We start from the raw sequence: 25112 nt of genomic DNA, 5'->3' as shown, positions 1-25112 counted from the left end.
TTCAGCTTATGCCATCCTTGCTATTTTTTCTGCTTTCGCACCATTGCGTTTATCGTTTCCAATTCCGATTTGGTTGCAAGGCTTTAGGAGTTAAAAGCAATTAACACCGAGTACGCACCGCTTGCACGATACGCAGGGTATTCTGTTATAAATCTATACTTCTATACATATTTGTATAGTTTTGTTTAAATTTGTAGTAACAGTTTTGTTACCCATTGAAACAGTAGTCTTTCCAACACCACTACTAGTCCCTGCAATTAGTATTTTCTTCAATTAAAATCCTCCCTTTAAAAAAACCTAACCGTTTAAGGCTAGGTTTTAAATCTACTTGCTTAAATTCTATATTATATATTAATTTCCCTTTATTTCTTCAAAATTCTATTGCATTTTTGGGGTTAATGATATATTTTTATTTTTGAACTAAATTGATTTTTTTCATTTTCTTCATCAATACAAGCATATACTTTATTATTGTAAATAATTATATCCGTTAATACTTCACGTATTGCTTTAGGATTGTTTAAACAAGTAGTGTCTATAGTTATCCACTTATTCTTGTTTTCATCATATTTTTTAGCTTTTATTTTACTTGAATTTTTTTCTGTTTCTTCACTCCAGAAAACATACAGATCATTATTATATATTAGAGCCTTAGAATAATTAGCATCTTTATTTTTATCATAATTTAAAGGTTTATCTCCTATTTTTACTAAAGTATCACTATTTTTACTGAATTTATATATTTGTATTTCAAATACATCATTTTTAGATGTACACATAGAAATAATATATAATTCATTATTGAAAATTAATAAATCCTTTACATAATGTCTTTTATAAGAACCATCATTCAAAATCGAACTGTCTATATCTATCCACATATTATTACTTTTATCAGTTTTCTTTGCTTTTATTTCAGTTAAACCTTTTTTTGTTTTTTCGCTCCAAAAAACATATAATTCATTGTTATATACTATAGGTTGTTGATTCCAGCCATATTCTGTATAACTATCATCGATATTCATCCACTCATTGTTGTTTTCGTCGTATTTTTTAGCTTTTATTTTAGTTAAACTTTTTTCTATTTTTTCACTCCAAAAAACATATAATTCATTGTTATATGTTAGAGTACGTGGTTCTGTACCATATCCTATACTACTATTATTAATATTTATCCATGTATTACTATTCTTATTATATTTTTTAACTTTGATTTCAAATTTATTATTTTCTATTTGTTCACTCCAAAAAATATATAGTTCATCATTGTGTACTATAGGTCTTATATCTGTTGCATGTTTTGAAGTGTTATAATTTAAACAACCGTTATCTACGTTTATCCATTTATTTTCATTATCGTCATATTTTTTTACTTTTACTTGATTTATATTTTTTATTGAACCTTCACTATAACACGCATATAACTGTTTATCATATATAATTATTTTTGAAAAACGAGATTTATCCAAATGAGTAGAATATAAACCTCCAGATTTTAGTGTATTATTTGAGCAAGCTCCAATAAGCATTAAAGATGCTAACAAAGCAATAACATATATTTTGTTAAATTTCATTTTATTTCCCCTTTCTAAAGTAAATCTAAGTTTTTGAATAAATAAAATTTGTAATCTTTAACGTTCTAGATGAAAAACAGGACATACAATATAAAAAATATACATTAAATCTATGAATTATTAAAAAACTGCCTAAAAAGGCAGTTTTTTAATAATTCATAGATTTATATTAGTTTTTATTATTTTTAATTTTGTTTTTCTAATCTAATTGTATCTCCTCCATCTTTTACTTCAGCCCAACCACGTGCACCTTCAACCTCAGTTCCCCCTGATAATCTTGCAGGATCTCTATTATCAGAGCATGAAGATTTATAACTTGCAGTTGCAGTTGAAGAAGTAGCAGTTTTTCCATCTCCCCAAGCTTTTGTATGAACTTCAATATGTTCTACACTATCTTCACAAACAACTTTTGTATTACATGTTGTTTTAGTACACGTAAGAACAAGCTTACACTGAGTATCTCCTACACTTTTATATGATGTAGAATCTTTAGAATAAGCAAAAGATGGTGCCGCTGTTGATGCTAAAGTCATTACTCCTATTGCTAGTGCCATTAAATTTTTGTTTAATTTCATAATAAAATCCCCCCTTGTTTTTTGCGGTTGTTTTTCTATTCAGTAATTAATAAATAATTTCCAAATACAAGAATTAATTATAAATAAGATTCACTAAAAAATCAATATTTAAAACACATTTTTACATAATTACCATTTTTATATCTCAAATCTAAATTTTCATATATTTTAATAAACTATGTTTTAAACAGACAACAGAAAGATATAGAAATATGGTTTGATTAAAATTGTTTTTCTTATTGGATTGTTGACACTTTTTTGTAGGACATCATCAATTGCATTCACGGTATTTTTATAGGTAGTTTTTGATAACCCACATACAAAAAATAGTCATTATAATAAGCAACATAAAAAAGCTAATCCTTAAATTAATTTTTAAGAACTAGCTTTTTCATGTTGCTCTCCTATGTAACCTATTCATGTTTTGGTGGACTCACCCCTTTACTTAATATTCTTTAATCATTTCTAGTTTTATATATCTTGTCTTAATCACCCTTTCTATAATTTTATTGTCTTATAATTCAAGCTAACATCTTTGGTGGAATCATCTCCTATTCTTTAGGTATTTGTTAATATTATTGTATCATAATTTTCTGAAAATTCAATGTTTTTTTGCAGAATTTTCTGAAATTTTCTTTTTCTACATCTTATTTTAACAATAATCTATATATTTCCTTACATATAATTACAAATACGTTTTATCGAAAACTTTACACTGTCAAATATTAGTCCGTAAAGTAAGGAAAGATAACACGCAACCAAAATACAAATAAATAGAAATCGCCCTTATAATAGTCTTACATTTAATCTGCATCCCAGAATTCATCAAGTTACAACCTATATCTGAATGATATATATAATTCAAAATTGGATTGAGCCATATCAAAATAATACTTTTTGAATCTTGACCTATTTGATGCATCCGTATTTCAAGTAAACTTAAAATAACAAAGCAAAAGGAAAATGATTTCAATAACTTTTTGATAACCCCATACAAAAAATAATCCTTATAATAAGCAACATGAAAAAGCTAATCCTTAAATTTTTTTTTAAGAACTAGCTTTTTTATGTTGCTTTACTATGTAACCTATTCATATTTTGGAGGAATCACCCCTTTACTTAATATTCTTTAAATTATTTCTAGTTTTATATATTAGATATTTAAATATTTAGTCCATAAATCGCAATTTATAATCCGTTATATAATTTAAAATTCGTTTGGTAAATCATATTTTAGTATGTTTTTCTTCATTTAATAGGCTATAATAATACTTTCGTTTTCTAATTAACTCCTCATGATTTCCTTTTTCCATAACTTTTCCATCGTTAAGTACATATATAATATCTGCACTTTTTATAGTTGATAATCTATGTGCTATTATTATAGTAGTTCTATTTTTCAAATATTGTCTTATATTTTCTAATATATCTTTTTGTGACAGATTATCTAATGCTGATGTGGATTCATCTAATATTATTATCTTAGAATTACTTAAAAGTGCTCTTGCAATATAAATTCTTTGCTTTTGACCTCCTGATAACTTTACTCCTTTTTCTCCAACTATTGTATCGAATTTATTTGGTAAACTACATATAAAATCATAAATATTCACTTTTTCACATACACATTCTACTTCTTTTATATCTATACTTTTATTGCCCAATGTTAAATTATTTAATATTGAATCATCAAATAATAGTACATCTTGAGTAACAAGAGATATATTACTTCTTATACTTCTTAGATTGTAGTTTTCCAAAGGTATATTATCTATATATATATTCCCTCTATCAATATCCCATAGTCTAAATAACAGATTAGCTATAGTAGATTTTCCACACCCACTAGAACCAACTAATGCTGTTACTTGTCCTTTTTGAAATTGCATATCTATATTATCTATAGTTTTAATATTTTGTTCATAAGAAAAATCAACTTTATTAAACTGTATATTTCCAGTAAAATCATTTAGACATCTATTTCCTTTATTGTTTTGACTTATAGTTATAGGCTCATCTAATATACTAAATATACGCTTTATAGATGCAAGTGATTGCTGCATTGTAGTATTTGATCTTATTATTCTTATAGATGGGTATATCAGCATATCCGTATATTGCTGATATGCTATCAGTTCACCTATAGTCATTTGTTTATTTATTATCTTAAATCCACCATAACCATATATAGATATTCTTATCAGATTCCTTAACATATTAGCTATTCCAATATTACTAGAAATAATAACATCAAGTTTAATACATTTCTTTATAAGATTTTTTTCTTCTCTTATATAATTTTCAAAAAATCTAAAAATAGATTTAGATATTACAATATTCATTATATTAGAAACATATTCTTGAACTATATTTGATATAGTCCCTGCATAATTTCTAATTTCTTCAGTTTTTATTGCTATTATTTTAGTAAACTTTGATTGACTAACTATTAGTAATAATTGAATCCCAATAACTAATAATAATAAATCAAATTGCATCTTTAATAAAAAAAACAAAGCAATTATAGCGGTAAACATATCTACTATTAAAGAAAATACTATGTCTGCTCCAAAATTTTCTATAATATAAGTATCTTGCTCTATTATACTCAATATATTACCCGTCTTAATATTAGTATAATAATCACCAGATAATTTAGATAAATGTTTCAATATTTTTATTTTTAAACTGATACCTACCTTTTTTTTCATTTTTGAATATATATACTGTAATATTATATCAAGCAAAGGTAATAATATACTTATAGAAGCATATATTATTATAAGTTTGATTAATAAATTAATTTTACTAAATTTTATAGCGTCATCTAATATATTTTTCGTTAATTGAGGTATTAATAGATTCAGAGTAGACACTAATAACATAATAATAAATGCTATAAATGAAATAAATTTATTTTTCTTAAATAGTATTTTAATAAATCTTCTTAAGGTTTTTTTATCATTCAAAATTTCATCCCCAATACTTTATGTCAATCTAATAAATTTAAATGTTTTTATTTCAACTAAAGTTATCAAAAATATATTTATAAATATATTCTATAAAATCTAATATACCTTCAATAGGCTTTTCAATTTCATTTATATTTACAAATAAAGAATCATTTTTACAATTTAATTTAATAGTTATATCTTGTGTAATCAAGCTTTCTTTTTGATAAGTACAATAAAAAACAATATCTGAATTCTTCTTATAACTAAGAGTTTGAATGTACTTTTCTATATTTTTTTTTGAAACATCATCATCTATAGGCAAATAATCAATTGAATATATTTCCGATTCTAATATGTCTGAAGCTAGTAGAGCATTATATCCATTCTCCATAAATTTTTCTTTGATTTTTAAACATATGTCAATTAAATCTAGACTATCATCTACATAAATGCATACAGATGGAATATAATTATCATATGCTGATTCTTTATATATTAAATTATTTATTATGTGTTTTATATGTTCATTACACCAAACATGTATGTCTTCATTATTCAAATTATTGAATTTTATGTACTTACTTATAATAACAAGATTGATATTATATCTCTTACATTCTATATAAATATTTTTCAAGTCATATTTTTTTATAAATTGTGCTATAATTATTATAGTGTCTATATTATAATAGTTTTTTTTAATATCATTAAATAACTCTTCTATATTGCTTATATATTGTTCTGAGATAGCATTAAATGGGTATATTGAATTTGTATTTTTTTTACAATCAACATAGTATATTAATACATTTTCCATACAATTCGGGGTTTTATATCTTATAATATTTTCTATTTTATCTATATTTTTTACTGAATTTAGAAATAGTTTATTTTTAATTTGATTAAAAGTAAGATGTGTTTCTTTATATAATATATTGGCTACTAAAGCTGTAATATATGGCACTGCAAAGCTATTAAAATCTGGGCATATAATTCTTCTATTTTTTAAATCTATTAATTCATGAGTTGAATAAGCCAGAATGTCAATTCCATCAATTAAATTATAGAAAAAACTATATTTATTCTTTCTTAATAAATTGCTAGATTTTCCTTTTACACCAATAACATTGCCAAAAGAGGCTGGAAAGGTTAAATAATCATGATTATCGCTTGCAGCAACTATAATTACATTTTTTCTATAACATTTATTAATTATATATTTTAAAATAACTTCATCTACTAAATAATACGTTCCTAAACTAATGTTAACAACTCTAATATCATTATTTATACACCATTCTAATGCTTCTACTAGGCTATTTATATCTCCTCTATTATCATTTAATATTTTTATACTATTTATATTAATATTATCACTATACTTATTTATAACTCCAGCACATAGAGTTCCATGTGTAATAGTATGTCCATATAAATTATTGTCTTCATATACTAATCTATCTCGTATTTCAATTTTTTTATTTATATCAGTACAAAATATTTTTTCATTTATACCATCATCTATTATTGCAATATTTATTTTCCTGTTCATTTTTTTAGTTTTCCATACAAGATTTTTCTAATTCTATAACTTTTTCTAATTCTATAACTATATTATTTATGGTTTTAAATTTTCCAGATAAAATTGCTTCTTTAAGAATTTCTTCATCAAATGTTTTTGTTAACTCATTATAAAAGTAGACTAAGTCTATAGGATCTAATCCCATATTTGAACTCAATAAATTTTCATTATAATTATCTTCATTTATTTCTAAATCAAATAATTCTTTAAAAATTTTATTTATTTTAAATAAAGTTTTATTTTCTAAATTATACACACTACCATCTCCTAATATCAATTATTCAGTCTATAAAATATTCTACTTTATTAAATAATAGATATATTAGTATTGCTAGTTAATGACCTTATAATTTCTTCATTGATTGAATTTATATATTTTTTTTCAAATATATTCATAACTGGTATATTTTTTTGTCTCAATCTATCAACTATTTTATTAACCTTTTCTTTTTCTACTCTTGTATACATTCTTTTATTAAATTGCTTAGAATTTACATAATCAAATCTAGCATTTGATATATTAAAATAGTCAAACATAAAACCATATTTATAAAAAGATATATTTTGAATTTCATTAAAAAAATTTAAATCATAATCAAAATATGGTAAACTAATTATAGCAAAATCAGGATTTACTGCTTTAGAAACTTCATAGCATAGTATTCCAAACTGATTATTAAATATTTCCGAAGCAGGATTAATTCCTTCTGGAATTCCAATTATAATAACATCTGGATTTTCGTTTTTTTCAATGTCTTTAATATATTGATTAAATCTAAGTATTTTATCTACCTCAGATAAATGTGTATAGTACATAAAATCTGGAAATCTATGAAATCCAAAAATATCGCTATATGTTTTAGTCCCTATTTGTGAAACCCTATATTGATTATCAATAATAAATTTTCTTATATTCATTTGAATATCAAATTTATTAGTTTCTTCGTCTAGGCCACAGACGAATATCACTGGTACATTTATCTCTTCTATTTCTCTCAAAGATAAATCATTCAAATGCTCATATTCTTCATTATAATTTATATAATTTTTACTTTCATTATATAAAAATTCTTTAATCATTTTTTTTTCGTTATCTTTTCGTCTAATGCAATCAACTATAATTTTATTGTTATATGCACATATTTTCATATTAGAATATATATCTTCATAAAAATCAATATCATTAAAACTATCTACAAAAATTACTCCATCTATATCTTTAATAATATCATTGAGGTTATTTTGCACGCTAATGCCTATAGGCTCACTTAAATCTGTATACGATATATCTCTATTATTTAACCCCCATCCTGGAGGAGATACTGCTGCTACTATTTCATAATTAGGTAACATCTCTTTATATTTTGCAATCTGAATAGATTCTATATCAAAAGGATAAATAGCTAACTTCTTCATTTTTAACTCACCCATTCTTTTTTGATAATTCATTTTTCATATTATTTGAGTATTAATTTTCAAAATCATAATTAAATTCTTTGAGCATAGCATAACATTTTAAATTTTTTTCTACAAATCTTTTTACTGAATCACAATTTTTTAATTTTATAGATGCTGATAGATCATTTATATTGTCGGCATAAGCACAGCATAAACCACAAAATCTAAAAGCCCAACAATTTCTACATGTTTTTTCAGTAATTTTTCCAACATTTAAAATTTTTCTAGCTTTATTAATATAAAATCCATCTTTTATATTTCCTATTTTCATCACTTCTGATTTTTCACTTACCCTTTCACATGGATAAAAATCACCTTTAACATTTACAAATAATTTCTGTACTCCTGGTATACACGGTCCTCCATGATGACATTTTTCAGGTAGTTTTTCCTCCATATATCTATTCGCAATTGAATTTTTTATAATTTCTAATTCATCACTTATTAAATTTGATATACTGCCTTTATCTAAAATATTCAATTTTATCAAATACATCTTAAATATTTCATAATTTCTCATTATAAAAAACTTTTCATTTCTTTGGAATTTTTTTATAGCATAATTTTCATTTATAAAATCAGCATTTATTATTGAATCTTTGACCATTTCATCTTTATTAAAAAAGTCATCTATTACTTCAAAATCATTAGTTGGATCTAATACAATATTAAATGTGATTTTTTCATAAAAATCTGGATATGTATTTTTTATATAAATAAGATTTCTTTTTATTACATCAAAAGAACCTTTTCCACTTTTTGAGAAGATTCTATTTTTATCATGAGAATCTTTATCTCCATCTAAACTTACAGTTATATTAACATCATATTGTATAAAAAAGTCAATAATTTCTTTAGTTAGTAATGTTCCATTTGTTGTTATATTATATGATATCTCTTTACCACGTGAGCAAGAAGATGCATAAATCATGCACTCTTTAATCAATTCAAATTCTAATAAAGGCTCTCCTCCATAAAATCCTATACTTAGAAGTGGAGAATCGATAGAATGAGCTATTAAAAAGTCAATACTTCTCTTTGCTATATCAATATCCATTTTTAAATTTTGATGGCTTCTTGTATTGTAATTTCCAGAATATACACAATAACTACATCTTAAATTACATTGTTGAGTAACCTGAAGTGTTATTGCATTAACTTTTCTATCAAGCATACTATGTAAAAATTCGCTTTCTGGATGTTCAATAGCACTTATTTTATTTGCCGACAATAAATTCAATTCTTTGAAATCATGTAGTAATTGTTTTGAATTGTCAGACAAAAATTTTTCATCATGTTTTTCAAAATCAAATTCATATAATTCTTTATTAATTTTTATAATGGAATTTGTATTTACATCATATATATAATAATTATACGGAGTTTTAAATTTATGTATATACGGAATCTGCTTTATATTAATATTTTGTTCCAAAAAATTCCCTCCTTATTAAGTAGACTTAAAATAAACCTATCTTTATGATAGATAGGTTTATTTTAATCATTCTACTAAATTTAATATACTGTACTGTATGTAAATTTAATATCCTGTACCGTTTCTCATACGGTAACTATTGTACAAGTTTGATGAGCAATAGCAATCACAATTACCCCAATAAGCTTGTAAAGACTTTTTGTTTTTTTGAACTTTTTTTCCTAACTTTTTGATTTTCATCATATTCACCTCCTTTCAATAAAGCTTACAAAATATAATCAATACTTAATGTCTATATTCTGATATTGAAGAACTTTATTATACTTTTTTTTATCAATTTTATGTAATTCTTCTTTTTCAATTTTTAGTTTATCATTTTCTTCTTTGGAACTTGATAATATTTCATCATTAATCTTTTTGTTGTTTTTTCCCATATCTTTTTTTAATTTTTGTATATTTTCTTCTACTTTGCTAAGTCTATTTTCTTTTGCAGACGTATCCACACCTCTACTTTTGTCTATTTTTATTTCAGATTTTAATATTCTACTTTCTCCTTGCATGTTTACTTGTATAGACTTTATTTTTTTTGATTGTTTTAGAGTATTGTCCAATTTCATCATATCATCGAAAGCTTGATTTAACTCTAATGTATCACCATCTTCATTTTTAGTTATATTAGTATCTTTATGTTTTTTTATATCGTCAGGTTGCTTTAAAGCGGATTTTAAATTTTCTTTTTCAGACATTCTTTTTAATTGCTCTATTTCTTCTATTTGATTTTGTAGGTCTTTAATTAATTTATTCTTTTTACCGATATCCATATTCTTATCTTTATTAATATTTTCTATATGTTTTCTTAAATTTTCTATTTCTTTATCAAAAGCTTTATTTTGCATATTAACATTTTTATTATTTACTTTGTTAGAATTGCTATTTTTTAATTGGACTTTTACATTTGTATATGTCTGTCTATTATTCATTAAATTGACATTGCTATTAATCATCATTTTTATTCCTCCTATTTAATATAAAATATAAATAAATAAAATTTATATATTCATGTTCATTTATAGTACATAAATCACTATAAACAAATTACTAATTTAAATTTATTTTTAAATTAACATCAATAAGACATGTATGTAAAAAGTTCATTTTTATGTATACTTCGATATTAATTTCTCGACAAATTCATTATAGCAAAGTTTTCCTCTATAGAAAATATATATATGTAAATAAAATGATTATTTTACTTAATATCCCATTATATGACTCTAAATTCTCTTTTTATATACTATTTTAATTTCTTCTTTTTAATAAAAAATGATGCTTACAGAAATAGCACCATTTTTCATTAATCTGTTCAATTTTATAAATCCATACTTTCCACATCATCTTCACTTATTTCAGGAAACTTTAACTCTTCCCCAAAATCATAGTACTTTGATTCAGCTGTAGCCTTAGTTTCATTATTCATTCCCATAAAATTCATATTCATTTCCATTTCCAAATTCATTTTACCATACAACTTAGTTTCTTTATCTATATAATATTTACACTTCATATTCATTTCCATATTTTCGATTAAAGAATCTATCATTTGCTTTACCATTTCTTGATTATTAGATTCATCTATAAACTCATCTATATCTTTTTTATCTTTATTTTCTGCTTCTTTAACATTAGCAGCTATCATTTTAATTATTTCTTTAAATGATTCATTATCTATATCTACAGATACAACATAATAATCCTTATCTTCTATTTTCTCATCTGCTTCATACTTAGCATACATACCAAATAAGTCTAATTGTTCTTTAGTAAGTGTAGTATTATTCATACTACCTCCCATAACAGATTGTAATTCATTCATCATAGGATTCATATCCATCTTAGTCCATTTTTCTTGTCCATCAGCCCTAATATACATTATTCTATCCTTCATATAAACCTCTGAAGTTATATTCATATCTTCATCTGTTTCTGGATTTTTCATAGTAGTAGTATCTTTTGTATATATAGTTTCTGGTGCTTCAAATTGGATTTCTTGAACCTTCTTCATATTAATAACTGTATCCTCTGCTTCTTCCGATTTTGCAGTACTTGTAGTATCAATATTAGTTGTAACCTTGTAGGTCTTTTTCTCAATAACATTTTGACTAACCTTATTTAACATATCATATACTGTTAGTCCATCTCTTTTTAACTCTTTATTGTAGTACTCAACTACATTTTTAATCATACTATCACAGTTTTCTTTAGTTAAAACTCCACTTGGATCAAAACTTTTTTCTATTATTTTCTTGTCTATACCATAAGCAATATAAGGTTTAGCCCAATCTGATCCTTTTTCTATTCCTTGAATATCCATTCTTTGAGCAAACTTCTCTTCACCCATTGCTCTTACTATCATCGTCATTGCTTCTTCATTAGTAACAGCTTTATCAGGCTTAAAAGTATCTCCATATCCTGATGCTATTTTTTTCTCTACTATAGTAGCTACATATTTTGAATCTTCCTCCTTAACATCAGTAAAAGAAGATTTTCCATCTTCTAATAATTTAATTTCAAACGAATTTATTATGTTTTTTGATAATTCTATTCTGCTTATACTCTCATTTTCTTGAGCCATTGAAACTGTTGTAAAAGACATCAAAATAGACATTACTAAAGCAAATACAAATTTTAAAATTTTCAACTCAAACCCCTCCTTTATAATCTATTCCACATTTGGAATATATTTATATTACCATATTTTATATTATTTTCATACTAGATTTATTCCTATATTGAGCATTTATTTTTGTAACAATTTTTATATTACTTAAATATATATATAGGGAGGAATAAAATTTTTTTATCAGGAGGTCTTACTTTATGTATGATTATAGAAAATGTCATAAAAAATATGATGACGATATGGAAATGGATATGAATATGTATAATCCTATGATGGGAATGTATTCCATGAATCCTATGATGGGTATGTACTGTATGAACCCTATGATGAGTATGCAACCTATGAATCCTATGGATGGTACAATGGGTATGGAAGATATGAATATGCAATCTCCTATGGGTTATGTAGCATATGTTTACCCAATGAATGCAATGCATAATATGATGGGTATGCCAGGCATGCAATCAATGCACGGTATGATGGGTATGCCAGGTATGCAATCAATGCATGGTATGAATCCTATGATGGATATGGACTATTGTGAAGATGATGATGAATAAATAATAAAAGGAGCTATCTTAAAAAGGTAGCTCCTTTTATTATTATCTTAATTTCTAATTATTATATAACTCATATATCCTATATATAGGCATACAAGAAATACTCCTTCTAATCTGAATACCTTTTTTTTAGTTACGGCAAATACATATGTTATTATAGTAACTATTAGTAAAAATATCATATCTACAAATATAGCTGGATTTATTGGTATAGGTCTTATAGATGATGATATACCTAAAACAAGAAGAACATTAAATAAATTAGATCCCAAAACATTTCCCATAGCTATATCACTTTCATTCTTAAACGCTGCTACAATAGATGTTACAAGCTCTGGAAGCGAAGTTCCTACAGCAACAATAGTTAGCCCAACTAAATTCTTACTCATTCCAAGATCTATTGCAATAGATGAACTTGCATTAACTACCCACTCGGAACCATAAATAATTCCCGCAACTCCTATAATACTCATAAATATACTTTTTCCTAAAGGTGACTTTTGACCATCATCCTTATAATCATCTCTTGACATTATAGCCATCTCTATAAGATAGTATAAAAATACTAAAAACAAAGAAAGAAGTATTAATCCATCAGCCCTAGATATAACATCAATTTCTGATCCTTGAAGACTCACATCTGCACATAAAATGAATAACACAATACTAGTTAATATCGCAAATGGAAATTCTTTTAATATAGTAGATTTTTGAACCTTCATAGGATTTATTATAGATGATATCCCTATAACCAATAAAAAATTAAACAAATTAGATCCTACAACATTTCCAAGTGCTATCTCATTCGATCCTTTAATAGCTGCATTAATACTAACAGCAGCTTCTGGAGCACTAGTTCCAAAGGCAACTATAGTAAGACCTATAAGTATCGGAGGTATTTTAAACGTTTTAGCTATTGATGAAGACCCCTCTACAAACAAATCTGCTCCCTTTATCAAAAATGAAAACCCTATTATTAATACAAGATAATCCAAACCTAATCATCCCTCTCATTTATATACAATATTTAATATACATATACTATAATATATACATATAAAACACAACTTAATTTGAAAATTATAGTATTTTCATAAAATCATAAAAATTACCATATCCCATTTGTGCAAATTCATATATCAAAGATTTTTCAAATTCATATTTACTAGTTAAATTTATATACTCTTTATACTTATCTTCTAATATTTTTCCCACTTTAATCTCTATATTATAATCATAAGTCGCAACTACAAGTTGTGTATCACTTATATAGTATATAGTATTTATATCGCCACTTATATAATATACATAATCATTTACATGATTGTTATTCGATTTAAACTCAGTCAATAATACACCATATTCAAATTCACTTTTCATAAACCCAGGATTATCATATATAAATTTTTCATAAAATATATTTTCTATATTATAAACACTTATATATTCTGTTTTTCTTAATTCATTTGAAACAATATTAAAATCAACTTCTTCTTTATCAATATAAATTATAGACTCTATTTTATAATATCCTTTTGAATAAGATATATTAAATCCAATTTTAGATTTATAGTATATGTCATCTTCAAATATAAACTCAGATATATATCTATTGTTGTTTATAGATAACACCTTATTTTTAAGAAGTATAGCTTCATTATCAGTTATATTGATATCTTCAATGTAATAATTTGAATAAAAGTTTAACGCCTCATAGTCACTTCCCATTATTCTCATAGTCATATAGTTTATAAATTCTATGGGAGTTTCTATTGTTTTGGATATTTTTGAAAATAATTTTTCATAATCTACATTATCTACTTTATTTTTTATTATATCTATATACTCATCTTTACATCCTGGTAGCTCTTTTTTGTACCTTAAATTTTTATTGCCAAAATGATTTATAAGATACATAGCTTCTTTCTCATTTATATATATTCTATCTGCTCCTAGTCCTCCCATTAGCCTTTCTTCTTCTTCATATAAATATCTATTATTACCATTTTTTATAGATACATAGTCTGCTATCCCAACTTTCTCAGCATCAAGTAAAAAATATTGATCTAATCTATAATTATCAGTCTTTAAAGCAATTCTAAGCCCTAAAGTTCCCATAAGCCTTGAATTAGTAACCTTTGCAAATAAAAATTTCATTTACTCACCTTCCTATATATTATTTACATATTATATTTTAAGTATTAATTTTAATTATATATTACTTTAATATTCTCAAATTACTAATAAATATTGTTGAATTCTGCATAATAATGTATATAATATTTATAAAGTGAAACTTAATTCAGAAGTTAAAATTAATCAATTGATAATTTATATAGAATTATTCTTAAGGTGGTGATTTAATGAAAAAAACAGCAGCTTTTTTCGATATTGATGGTACGTTATATAGAGACTCTTTAATGGTTGAACATTTTAAGAAACTTATAAAATACGATTTAGTAGATCCTTCTGTATGGCACTCTCATGCTAAACAAACATTTTTAGATTGGGATAAAAGGCAAGGAAATTACGATGATTACTTGCTTGAACTTGCAACAATATATATTTCTTCTATAAAAGGTCTTAATAAAAAAGACATAGAATTTACAAGTAATCAAGTTATAAGCCTTAAAGCTGAAAGAGTTTATAGATATACTCGTTCGAGGATAAAATGGCATTTAAACGAAGGTCATATAGTAATATTTATATCAGGTAGTCCAGATTTTTTAGTTGAAAAAATGGCTAACAAGTACAATGTTGTAGACTGTATAGGCAGTGGATATATATTTAAAGATAACAAATTTACCGGAGATGTTATTCCAATGTGGGATTCAGATAGTAAAAATAAAGCTATAGATGATTTTGTTCACAAGTATAACCTAGATTTATCAAAATCTTATGCTTATGGAGATACAAATGGAGACTTTTCAATGCTAACAAAGGTAGGAAATCCTATAGCCATAAATCCAGCCAAAGAACTTTTATGTAAGATCCAAAATGATTCCTATTTATCTAAAACTGCCAAAATAATAGTTGAGAGAAAAGATGTAATATATAACCTAGACCCTAGTGTTAGTGTATCTATATAATAGATTTTATGTGAGCAATCAAAACTGTCTATAAAAATACCACAAATACGACAATATTTCTATAGACAGTTTTTTAGTATTAATTTATATAATATAAGTATATTCATTAGGCGTAATCTTTAGTTATATTAAAGATACTTCCAAAGACTACAGTAATAACCTCTATACTCGTAGTATTCTCTTATTTTAAGTTCTATTTTATTTATTCTAATGTATCCAAACATTTATATACCTACCTATTTTTATATTTAAATATTATTATACACTCAAAGTAGCTTATATACAAAAAACTCGTACCTTAGCACGAGTTTTTCTTAATTTTAAATTATAATGTAGGCGATAAAGGTTGTACCTCTTTTTCTGCTATAAAATCTTCTAATAATTCTTTTGTTTCTACTAATTCTTCTATAGACATAGAAGCATAGTTTTTAGTATTAGATGATGAAATATTTATTCCTTGATTTCTTAAAAAATCATCTACTTTACATTGATTTTTTTTGTAAGCATAGTATCCAACTGCACAAACCCCTACACCTACTAATGCACCTGTTATATGGTCCTTATTAACTGATATCATATTCAATTCTCCCCTTTATATTTAATAATTTTTTATGCATTTTGCATATTCACAATTTAGTATTCCTTCGCTATACATCCTTCTATTTCTAAATGAATTATCATTTCTTTGTATACATTTAGATGCGAATGTCTTAAAAAAATCAACTGCACTATCTATATCCTCATTTTCTATTATTTCTACATCATACTCTATATCACTTGATTCCTTATTTCTAACTTCATACACTTTAAATCTTATTTTATCATAAGTAGGACTTACAATATGTCTTCCAAATGTAGTAAGCCATGTGAGTGCTGATGAATTTATAAAATTTCCTTTAAATACAGAGTTTATGAGGTACATAACAGATACAACCTCTGGGTCAAATGCACCCTTTTTCTTTATTTCCATCCAAGCATGATCCATAACTGCTCCTGTAGTACTTCCAACTGCAATCCAATTAAGTAATTCTTGAACATTTTTATTATATTTCATTGTAAGTGAAGTAGATGCAGCTGCAATAGATATAGCTGCATAAAAAGCCATTTTAGGCATATCTCTTGTAGGATGCTTACTTATTATATCTATAGGTATTAATCCATATTCTTTAGAAAAAGCAATTGTAATCTTTATAAGAACCTCTTCTACTTCAATTTTTGAATGATCAAAATAAACCAATATACTCTTAGTTATAGGCGAATACTCAAAGGAATTTATTCCTTGTGTACTCATAATCATATTTTTCACATCTTCTTCATTTCTAATAGGTAATGATATTTTTACTCTTACTCTATTATACATCTTATGAAGTATAACAATAGATGGATTTACCATGTTCACACCTACCTTTTCTCTACATCATATACAAGCAATCTAAGGGAATTTGCAATAACTAATATAGTGCTTGAATTATGAAGAACAGCTCCCCAAAATACCGGAAGTGTACCAACTGCACCTAATAATAATCCTATTGTATTTATTCCTATTGCCATTCCGAAATTTTGCTTTACAATATTCATAGTCTTATTAGACATATCTACAATACCAGGAAGTAGCATAGGATTGTCTGACTGTATAGTAACATCAGAAGCCTCCATAGCAACGTCTGTCATACCTCCTCCTATTGCAACACCTACATCTGAATATGCTAGTGCAGGAGCATCATTTATTCCATCTCCAACCATTATTACCTTAGAGCCTTTTGATTGTATACTAAGTACTTGTTTTGCCTTATCCTCTGGAAGCAGCTGTGCCTCATATCTATCAACAGCCATTTTATTGGCAACTATCTCAGCTTGTTCTTTTAAATCTCCTGTTAAAAGAGCTATGTCATCTATCCCTTGATACCTTAATTTATTTATAGCTTTTTTCATATTATCTCTTAATTTGTCTTGAATTCCAAGAATCCCTACTAATTGATTATTTCTAGCTACATATATTATACCTTCACCATTAGATATTAATGTCTTAACCTCATCCTCTAGAATAGATATATCTACATCATTATCTAGCATAAATACTTTACTACCTGCATATATTTTATCTTCACCTATAGTAGTCTCTATACCTCTAGCTATATGTACCTTATTCTTACCATGAACTGGAATATCCCAATCCGATTGTCTAAGTTTTGAAAGAACTGCTATTGCCATAGGATGGTTTGATGTTTCCTCAGCAGCAGCTGCTATTTCAATAACTTCCTTTTCTGATATATCTTTATTTGCAGGTATAATACTAAGTACTTGTGGTTTTCCTTCAGTTAATGTTCCTGTCTTATCTAGTATTAAGGTATCAGATTCGGCTAATCTCTCTATGTAATTTCCACCTTTTATAAGTATTCCATTTCTAACAGCTGTATTTATAGCAGCAGAAAAGGCTGTAGCTGTCGATAATCTAACTCCACAAGAATAATCTATAATCATCATATTAAGAGCTCTTGAGGAACTCTTTGTAACCATATATGTAATACCCGCTAATATAAAATTAAATGGTATTAAATATGCTGAAAAATTATCAGCATATGCCTGAATAGAGGCTTTTCTATGAGAAGCTTCCTCTACTAGATGAATAATTCTAGCTACTGCTGTATCATCACCTGCTTTTTCAGTTTTAATAGTTATTGTACCATTTTTGACAACAGTTCCGGCAAATACCTTTTCTTCTTTTCTTTTTATAGCTGGCATAAATTCACCTGTAACTGCTGCTTGGTCTACAACAGCCTCTCCTGATATAACCTCACCATCTACACATATTTTTTCTCCAGTATGCACTACTACCAAATCATCCTTCTTTATACTTGATATTTGTACTTTCTTTACTGTTTTATCATCAAGCTGTAACCAAACAAATTCTTCATTTAAAGAAAGCATATCTTTTATTGAATTCCTGGTTTTAGACATAGTATAAGATGTTAAAAGTTCAGCTATATCTGAAAGTAGTATTATAGTAAGGGCTGATGAATCTTTACCTGCTAATATACTGGTTATAATAGATGTTGCTGTTAGGGCATCTGCATTTGGTCTATAAGAATTTCTTAAAGATGAAATACCACTTTTTATAATAGGTAGCGACAGACCAATAGAGGCAATAGCAGGAATTGTAGTAAATTTACCAAGTATTCCCTTTGATATAACTTTATTTTTTCTGTTAAATAAAGAATATCCTATAACAGCTGTAGTTGAAACTATCCTCTTTAATATATCCTCAACAGGCTCTTCTTGAATACTTCTTTCTTTAACTGAAACCTTAGTTTTGTCTTCTCTTTCCCCTTTATATGCAATCATAGAATATAATGATATTGTATCCTCTACTATCCCTATTATCTCTTCTTGATTTATAGAGTCTCCACCATAATATATAAGTATATTTTTAGTTACTACACTTATTTTTGCAGATTTTATAGATTTTATATTTTGAATTTTTTTCTCTATTTCTTCCTTTTGTTCAAATAGATATTTAAAGGCTCTACAGCCAAGTCTTATTCTTCCATCAATGCTATGTATGACCTCACACTTTAATAAAGGCTTTCTTTTATTTTTCTTTTTTATCAAAATACCACCTTCTTTTTTTATATATTATCTGCTTCTTTTTTTAGCTGATATCTAATGTTATCTGCTACATAATCCATATTATTAGCAGCATTTTCTTCTATGAACTTCCTATTTTTAATGCTTATTTCCCATATTTTGTCTAACCATACTAAAACCTGCTTTTCACAAGTAACTTTAGTATCATAGGTTAAAAGAATATTACCACTTATATAGTTGTAATTAACATCTTTTATACCTGGTAATATATTAATTGCTTCTGTAAGATATTTTTCATATGAAACTACATCTTTATTAACTTTATTCATATTAGGAACCTTAATTCTAAGTCTTCCTGGTAATTTATGTATCACTTTGAATTTTTTAAGATGAATAGCTGCAAAAGAAACTATGTCAAACATTTAATTAACTCCTCCTTTAAAAAACTCAGAATATACCCACCACATAAGCGTCATTCCACTAGGTATTATATTAGTATTTTTTCTTAGTCTATATATACCAAATAAAAATAGACTCAAACCTAAAGCAGTTCTTCCATCTATTATTCCTTGGGTTTTTTCATATACTGCTCTATTCACACTAGTTCTAAGTTCTATCATCTCTTTTTCAACTTTTGATTTAGGCTTTTTTTCTATTTCTTGTTCTAAGTTTAATATTTTTATCATAACCCCAATTATAATCATAGGATCTATTTTTTCATTATCATAATTTAAAAGAACTGTACCTGTTATGGTATTTATCTCAATATTAGTTATAACCTTTATTTTACTAAGTTGCTCTATTATTATAGATTTAATTTCTTCATTGTTCTTTAATATTGGAATATATATCCTTATTCTACCAGATATGCAATGTCTTACTTCTAAGATTCCTTTGAAGCTTGGAATTTTGTTCATTATATTATTTTTCTTATTCTTATCTACAAAAATCATTCCAATAGCACTATAAATAATAGTTCCCCATATATAAGACATATTCACACCTACTTTTTAGTTTTATATGTATATATTAACATATTTTTGTCATTTTTTCATCTATTATTAATTTTCTTTATCTTTTGTCATAACTTCTCAATTGATATTTATTTTCTTTTATGGTAATATATTAAATTTCATATAACACAAAAGACTGAGTAGTATTCCACTCAGTCTTTTGTGTTATTTATCTAGTTTCGTTATATTGCAACTACAATTGCTTTTCTTTTTATTAGATCCAGAATGCGGACAACCAATGCATTTGACACCTTTTCTTTTTTCTATAATAACTTTCGTAATAGATAAAGTAATAATTAACAGTATCACTATTCCAACAATTATATTTGCCATAATTTTTCTCCTATTCGCTTAAGCTAAATTTTTTAGCTTAGCCTTTTCTTCACCTTTTTTCATAAGAACTACAACATATCCAATCATTACTGCTACAGCAATAAGTCCAGGGATAAAACCAGTACCTAAAGAACCTGTTGTAATCAACGTACCAATTTGGTAAGTAAAAAATGCTACTACATAACCCATTCCGAATTGGAATGCAATACCACCCCAAAGCCATTTTTTATCTTCCATCTCAGAGTTCATAGCACCAATTGCTGCAAAACAAGGTGGTGTGAACAGGTTAAACATAAGGTATGAAAGTGCAGCTACAGAAGTTAATCCCATAATGCTTGCAACATCTGATCCACCTGATACAAGTGCTAATTCTTCAGTATCAATAAAGTTTGTAATAGAATATACTACAGCTAATGTACCAACAACATTTTCTTTTGCTATAAATCCTGTAATAGCTGCTGCTGCAAGCTGCCATACACCAAATCCAAGTGGAACTAGTAATATAGCAAATGGTGATGAAATACTTGCTAATATGCTTGTACCTTCAGCTCCTTCTGCAACAGCTTGGAACTGCCAGTTGAATGTTTGCATAATTTGTACAGCTGCGTTACAAAGAAGTATAATAGTACCAGCTTTTATAATAAATGCTTTTCCTCTAGAAAACATTGAAATTGTAGCTCTTTTAATGCTTGGGAATCTATATTCTGGTAATTCCATTATGAAGAATGATCTTTTATTTTTTTCACCAGTTATTTTTACTACTATTAGTGCTCCTATAATAATTATTGCAATACCCATAAAGTACATTAATGTACCAACCCATGATGCATCATTAAAGAATACACCTGCAAATAATGCTATAACTGGAAGCTTAGCACCACAAGGCATAAATGGAGCTAGCATTGCAGTTGTTCTTCTTTGTCTTTCATTTTTTATTGTTCTAGTTGCCATGACTCCAGGAATAGCACATCCAGTACCTATAACCATAGGAATGATTGACTTACCTGATAATCCTACACGCTTAAAGAATCTATCCATAACTACAGCAACACGTGCCATATAACCACAATCTTCAAGTAATGCTAATAAGAAGAATAATACCATTATAAGAGGTAAGAATCCTACTACTGCACCTACTCCACCAATAATACCATCTAAAAGAAGTGATTTTAGAATTGGAGATACGCCTTCTCCCATAGCACCTTCTGCCCATGCATATACTCCATCAATCCAACCAACAAGTGTGTCAGCTAATAGTGGACCTAAATGTGTTTGTGAAATTGAGAATACCGCCCACATAACTAATGCGAAGATTGGAATTCCAAACCACTTGTGAGCCAATATTCTATCAGCAGCATCTTGATTCGTTTGACGATTACTAATAACCTTACGATCTTCAACTTTAGCTACAATTCCCTTAACAAACTCATAACGATTTTTATCTGAAGCTTTCACCGCTTCAGCATTTGTAAGGTCTACTCCCTTACTATAATATGTAACTTTTTGAGCTTTACCTTTAACTTCTGCAACTTTAGAAATTAACTCCTCTAAACCATTACTACTTGATTTTGTTGCTACAGTTTTGATAACTGGACACCCTAATGCTTTGCTTAGTTCATCCATATTGATTACAGTTTCTTTTTTGTCGTTCAAATCACTCTTATTAAGAGCTACAACTACTGGAATACCCAATTCCATAAGTTGTGTTGTGAAGAATAAACTTCTGCTTAAATTTGTTGCATCAACAATATTTATAATTACGTCTGGATTTTCATTCTTAACAAAGTCTCTAGTAATAGATTCCTCAGATGTAAATGGTGACATTGAATATGCACCTGGTAAATCGACTGCTGTAATCTCTACACCAGTTTTGTTTAGATTTTTTTTGATACTACCTTCTTTTTTATCAACAGTAACACCAGCCCAGTTACCAACATGTTCAATCTTACCTGTTATAGCGTTAAACAATGTTGTTTTACCACTGTTAGGATTACCTGTTAGTGCTATTTTCATAATTCCCCTCCTAAAAATTTGTTTAGTTGCAAACCTAGTTCTTCATCAATGTTATCTGCAACCTAAAAATTATACAATTCTATATAATTATAGCTTCTGCCAATTCCACATCGATGCTATACCTTGCATCTTTTACTGATATAACATAGTTTTCAGCCAATACGGATATTACTGTCACTTTCTCACCTTCATAACATCCCAATGTAAATAGAAAACTCTTCATTTCTTCATCATCAGTCTTAATTTCTTTAACTATGTATTCTACATCCACTTCTGCCTTAGATAGATTTTTCATTGAATAATCACTTGTCCTTTCAAACCTATAAGCTTCATTCATCATTCCACTTACTAAAGTACCAGCCATATATATCCCCCCCCACATATTTCTCTTTTCAATGGCTAAAACTATTTTTTTAATATTTTACTATTGAACGAATTATCTATTCACTTTCAAAAGTTATATTTTATAATAACTTTTAATATCAATTATTCTTTTTCTTCATTTGATTTTAATTATCATTACAATTATAAAGTATATCTCTACCGATAGTGATTGTCAATATCTTTTTCTATATTTTATCCAAACACTTACTACAAGTTCCATAAAATTTAATGTATCCACCCGTTATATCAAATGATTTATCTCCTATTGTATATTTTTTAAATTTATTTTTATCTGCTATCTTTATTTTTTTAAAATCATGACATTCATTGCATATAACCTCGCAATAGTTTATATCACTAAGTTTAAACTTTCTTTTTCTATCGTGTACAGAACTACAGTATATTTTACCCATATCTATAAGCTTATCTATAGATCTATATACTGTTCTTTTGCTTATAATTGTTTTATCTTTATTTATAAATTTTAATATGTCATTTATGTCTAATTCCAAATTAGGATTTTCTTTAAAAACACTGTATATCATTGATTTGTTTTTAGATAGATTTATCTGAATCAATTATATACCCCCCTTTCCATTCATAATAATAATTATTACAACCATACAATGATTATTATTATCAATAAATCTATCATATTTTCTTTTTCTTGTAAACACAAAATTCGTCTACTCGCTAACGCGGTAACTCATGTCGCCAATAAGTCTTACGACTCTGTTGCTTAAAAATAGTTGAAAGTATAGTTCTTTAATCAATGTTATTCAAAAACAAATATGTTATAATTTCCTATAGAGTAAAAAATGATGGTTATAAAAAGATTTAATGCAGTAGCATTATTTTTATAACCACCATTTTGAATTGAAATTATTTTTTAGTAATTTAGTGACAATTAAGCATTTGCTAGTTTCTTTCCTATTTCTTCACACTTACTTAAATCTTCACCTTCTGGAGTTAAATGAGCTATTAATCCCTCTTCTAGTATATTAGCTCCATATTTTTTCATTCTTTCATCCCATTCTCTCATCCATTCTCCATCTCCCCAATCGTAAGATCCGAATAAAATCATAGGCTTATTGTTTAAATCTATATTTTCAAAAGAAGCTATGAATGGTTCCATATACTCAGGCTCAAGTTCCTCAGCTCCCATAGATGGGCAACCTATAGCTACTGCATCAGCGTTTAAAATATCTTCTTTAGTAGCTTCTTCTACTGTTACAAGTTTTACTTCACAATTATCTTGTGCACCTTTTGATACAGCTTGTGCCATAACCTCTGTATTTCCTGTTCCACTCCAATAAACGATAGATATTTTTTTCATAAATATACCTCCTTTAATTGATATGTATTATCATTATCAATTATAGCACATATCTAAATTTTGTAAAGAGTTTGTTTAAAAATAATTATCAACATCATTTATCCACTTATCAACAGAATTTTAGGTATATAAAGCATAAAATGAAAAAAGTAACTACCCAAATCTCATTTGTACGAAATTTAAGTAGCTACTTTTAAATGCACTTTGGTTAATTTAAAGTTTAAATTTATTCATTTCTTCTTATAATTTAACCCGTTATGCTAGTTAAATTTTTCAAATAATAAAACTCCAACAAATATGAAAACCTGAAGTTAATCAAAAAAACTTTTATTAAAGGAGGCTTTCAATATGTTGGAGCTTAATAACTATTCTATCCAAAATATCGAAAATTTAACCGATTTATTTACAACTGTTTTTGTAATAATTGATGACATATACAATGAAACTACACCTATATCAATTAAAAATAGACGAAATATTAAAGATAGTAAACTTTCAGATAGTGAATACTATAAGCATCATTGGAGAATTGCTAACAATA

25 protein-coding genes and 1 pseudogene are annotated in these 25112 nt (G+C 26.4%); 3 read left to right on the top strand and 23 right to left on the bottom strand.

The features are described 5' to 3' along the window. Nucleotides 1-395: 395 nt before the first annotated feature. The 10 genes from N4A48_RS09035 to N4A48_RS08990 all read right to left on the bottom strand — a co-directional run bounded on the left by N4A48_RS09035 (nt 396) and on the right by N4A48_RS08990 (nt 12276). Entirely contained in the window at nt 396-1574 is a 1179-nt protein-coding gene (locus N4A48_RS09035; RefSeq protein WP_293665575.1) for a hypothetical protein, read from the bottom strand. 185 nt (nt 1575-1759) lie between these two features. Beyond that, nucleotides 1760-2149 carry a hypothetical protein gene (locus tag N4A48_RS09030; RefSeq protein ID WP_293665574.1) on the bottom strand — a complete coding sequence of 130 codons (390 nt, stop codon included), beginning with the start codon at nt 2147-2149 and terminating at the stop codon, nt 1760-1762. Nucleotides 2150-3375: 1226 nt separating this feature from the next. Beyond that, on the bottom strand, nt 3376-5118 hold the full coding sequence (locus tag N4A48_RS09025; protein WP_293665573.1) for an ABC transporter ATP-binding protein: 1743 nt from the start codon (nt 5116-5118) through the stop codon (nt 3376-3378). Between the two features lie 52 nt (nt 5119-5170). Beyond that, nucleotides 5171-6655 carry a S8 family serine peptidase gene (locus tag N4A48_RS09020; RefSeq protein ID WP_293665572.1) on the bottom strand — a complete coding sequence of 495 codons (1485 nt, stop codon included), beginning with the start codon at nt 6653-6655 and terminating at the stop codon, nt 5171-5173. Nucleotides 6656-6659: 4 nt separating this feature from the next. Beyond that, a complete protein-coding gene (locus N4A48_RS09015; RefSeq protein ID WP_293665571.1) occupies nt 6660-6941 on the bottom strand; it encodes a hypothetical protein in 282 nt (93 codons plus the stop codon). Between the two features lie 50 nt (nt 6942-6991). Then, nucleotides 6992-8101 carry a TIGR04066 family peptide maturation system protein gene (locus N4A48_RS09010; RefSeq protein ID WP_293665570.1) on the bottom strand — a complete coding sequence of 370 codons (1110 nt, stop codon included), beginning with the start codon at nt 8099-8101 and terminating at the stop codon, nt 6992-6994. 52 nt (nt 8102-8153) lie between these two features. Continuing rightward, nucleotides 8154-9578 carry a Cys-rich peptide radical SAM maturase CcpM gene (gene ccpM, locus N4A48_RS09005; protein WP_293665569.1) on the bottom strand — a complete coding sequence of 475 codons (1425 nt, stop codon included), beginning with the start codon at nt 9576-9578 and terminating at the stop codon, nt 8154-8156. 105 nt (nt 9579-9683) lie between these two features. After that, nucleotides 9684-9821 (bottom strand): CLI_3235 family bacteriocin precursor, encoded by a 138-nt coding sequence (locus tag N4A48_RS09000; protein WP_293665568.1) that lies wholly within the window; start codon nt 9819-9821, stop codon nt 9684-9686. Nucleotides 9822-9856: 35 nt separating this feature from the next. After that, nucleotides 9857-10585: a hypothetical protein gene (locus tag N4A48_RS08995; protein ID WP_293665567.1), complete on the bottom strand. Its 729-nt coding sequence runs from the start codon at nt 10583-10585 to the stop codon at nt 9857-9859. A gap of 362 nt (nt 10586-10947) precedes the next feature. After that, on the bottom strand, nt 10948-12276 hold the full coding sequence (locus tag N4A48_RS08990; RefSeq protein ID WP_293665566.1) for a DUF6612 family protein: 1329 nt from the start codon (nt 12274-12276) through the stop codon (nt 10948-10950). A gap of 179 nt (nt 12277-12455) precedes the next feature. On the opposite strand from N4A48_RS08990, the gene N4A48_RS08985 reads away from it, so the two are divergent. After that, nucleotides 12456-12818, top strand: coding sequence for a hypothetical protein (locus N4A48_RS08985; RefSeq protein WP_293665564.1), 363 nt, complete (start codon nt 12456-12458; stop codon nt 12816-12818). Between the two features lie 47 nt (nt 12819-12865). Here N4A48_RS08985 and N4A48_RS08980 read toward each other — a convergent pair whose 3' ends face one another. Both N4A48_RS08980 and N4A48_RS08975 read right to left on the bottom strand, forming a co-directional pair. Continuing rightward, entirely contained in the window at nt 12866-13813 is a 948-nt protein-coding gene (locus tag N4A48_RS08980; RefSeq protein ID WP_293665563.1) for a calcium/sodium antiporter, read from the bottom strand. An 85-nt stretch (nt 13814-13898) separates the two neighbouring features. Next, nucleotides 13899-14975: a hypothetical protein gene (locus N4A48_RS08975; RefSeq protein ID WP_293665562.1), complete on the bottom strand. Its 1077-nt coding sequence runs from the start codon at nt 14973-14975 to the stop codon at nt 13899-13901. Nucleotides 14976-15181: 206 nt separating this feature from the next. Between N4A48_RS08975 and N4A48_RS08970 the strand changes: the two genes are divergently transcribed. Next, a complete protein-coding gene (locus N4A48_RS08970) occupies nt 15182-15907 on the top strand; it encodes an HAD family hydrolase (protein WP_293665561.1) in 726 nt (241 codons plus the stop codon). Nucleotides 15908-16035: 128 nt separating this feature from the next. Here the strand turns inward: N4A48_RS08970 and N4A48_RS08965 are convergent, their stop codons facing one another. The 11 genes from N4A48_RS08965 to N4A48_RS08915 form a co-directional block, all read right to left on the bottom strand. Continuing rightward, a complete protein-coding gene (locus tag N4A48_RS08965) occupies nt 16036-16131 on the bottom strand; it encodes a DUF5685 family protein (protein ID WP_330665090.1) in 96 nt (31 codons plus the stop codon). Between the two features lie 101 nt (nt 16132-16232). Beyond that, nucleotides 16233-16484, bottom strand: a complete 252-nt coding sequence (locus N4A48_RS08960; RefSeq protein ID WP_293665560.1) for a hypothetical protein — start codon at nt 16482-16484, stop codon at nt 16233-16235. A gap of 21 nt (nt 16485-16505) precedes the next feature. Next, entirely contained in the window at nt 16506-17306 is an 801-nt protein-coding gene (locus N4A48_RS08955; RefSeq protein WP_293665559.1) for a hypothetical protein, read from the bottom strand. Between the two features lie 2 nt (nt 17307-17308). Then, nucleotides 17309-19516, bottom strand: coding sequence for a heavy metal translocating P-type ATPase (locus N4A48_RS08950; protein WP_330665089.1), 2208 nt, complete (start codon nt 19514-19516; stop codon nt 17309-17311). Between the two features lie 17 nt (nt 19517-19533). Next, nucleotides 19534-19914 carry an HMA2 domain-containing protein gene (locus N4A48_RS08945; RefSeq protein ID WP_293665558.1) on the bottom strand — a complete coding sequence of 127 codons (381 nt, stop codon included), beginning with the start codon at nt 19912-19914 and terminating at the stop codon, nt 19534-19536. Further along, nucleotides 19915-20487 carry an HMA2 domain-containing protein gene (locus tag N4A48_RS08940; protein WP_293665557.1) on the bottom strand — a complete coding sequence of 191 codons (573 nt, stop codon included), beginning with the start codon at nt 20485-20487 and terminating at the stop codon, nt 19915-19917. A 183-nt stretch (nt 20488-20670) separates the two neighbouring features. Further along, a complete protein-coding gene (locus tag N4A48_RS08935) occupies nt 20671-20838 on the bottom strand; it encodes a FeoB-associated Cys-rich membrane protein (RefSeq protein WP_293665556.1) in 168 nt (55 codons plus the stop codon). Nucleotides 20839-20856: 18 nt separating this feature from the next. Then, nucleotides 20857-22851, bottom strand: coding sequence for a ferrous iron transporter B (gene feoB, locus N4A48_RS08930; protein ID WP_293665555.1), 1995 nt, complete (start codon nt 22849-22851; stop codon nt 20857-20859). A gap of 79 nt (nt 22852-22930) precedes the next feature. Continuing rightward, the gene (locus N4A48_RS08925) at nt 22931-23215 is read right to left on the bottom strand and encodes a FeoA family protein (protein ID WP_330665088.1); all 285 of its coding nucleotides are present in this window, start codon (nt 23213-23215) and stop codon (nt 22931-22933) included. Nucleotides 23216-23420: 205 nt separating this feature from the next. After that, nucleotides 23421-23813, bottom strand: coding sequence for a transcriptional repressor (locus N4A48_RS08920; RefSeq protein WP_293665553.1), 393 nt, complete (start codon nt 23811-23813; stop codon nt 23421-23423). 329 nt (nt 23814-24142) lie between these two features. Next, nucleotides 24143-24571 (bottom strand): flavodoxin, encoded by a 429-nt coding sequence (locus tag N4A48_RS08915; protein ID WP_293665552.1) that lies wholly within the window; start codon nt 24569-24571, stop codon nt 24143-24145. 348 nt (nt 24572-24919) lie between these two features. On the opposite strand from N4A48_RS08915, the pseudogene N4A48_RS08910 reads away from it, so the two are divergent. Continuing rightward, a pseudogene (locus N4A48_RS08910) lies at nt 24920-25112 on the top strand (IS982 family transposase); the annotation flags it as partial.

This window comes from Tepidibacter sp. (assembly GCF_025210165.1).
In the GTDB taxonomy this organism is placed as follows: Bacteria; Bacillota; Clostridia; order Peptostreptococcales; family Peptostreptococcaceae; genus Tepidibacter_A.
This window is presented reverse-complemented; position numbering and strand designations above follow the sequence as displayed.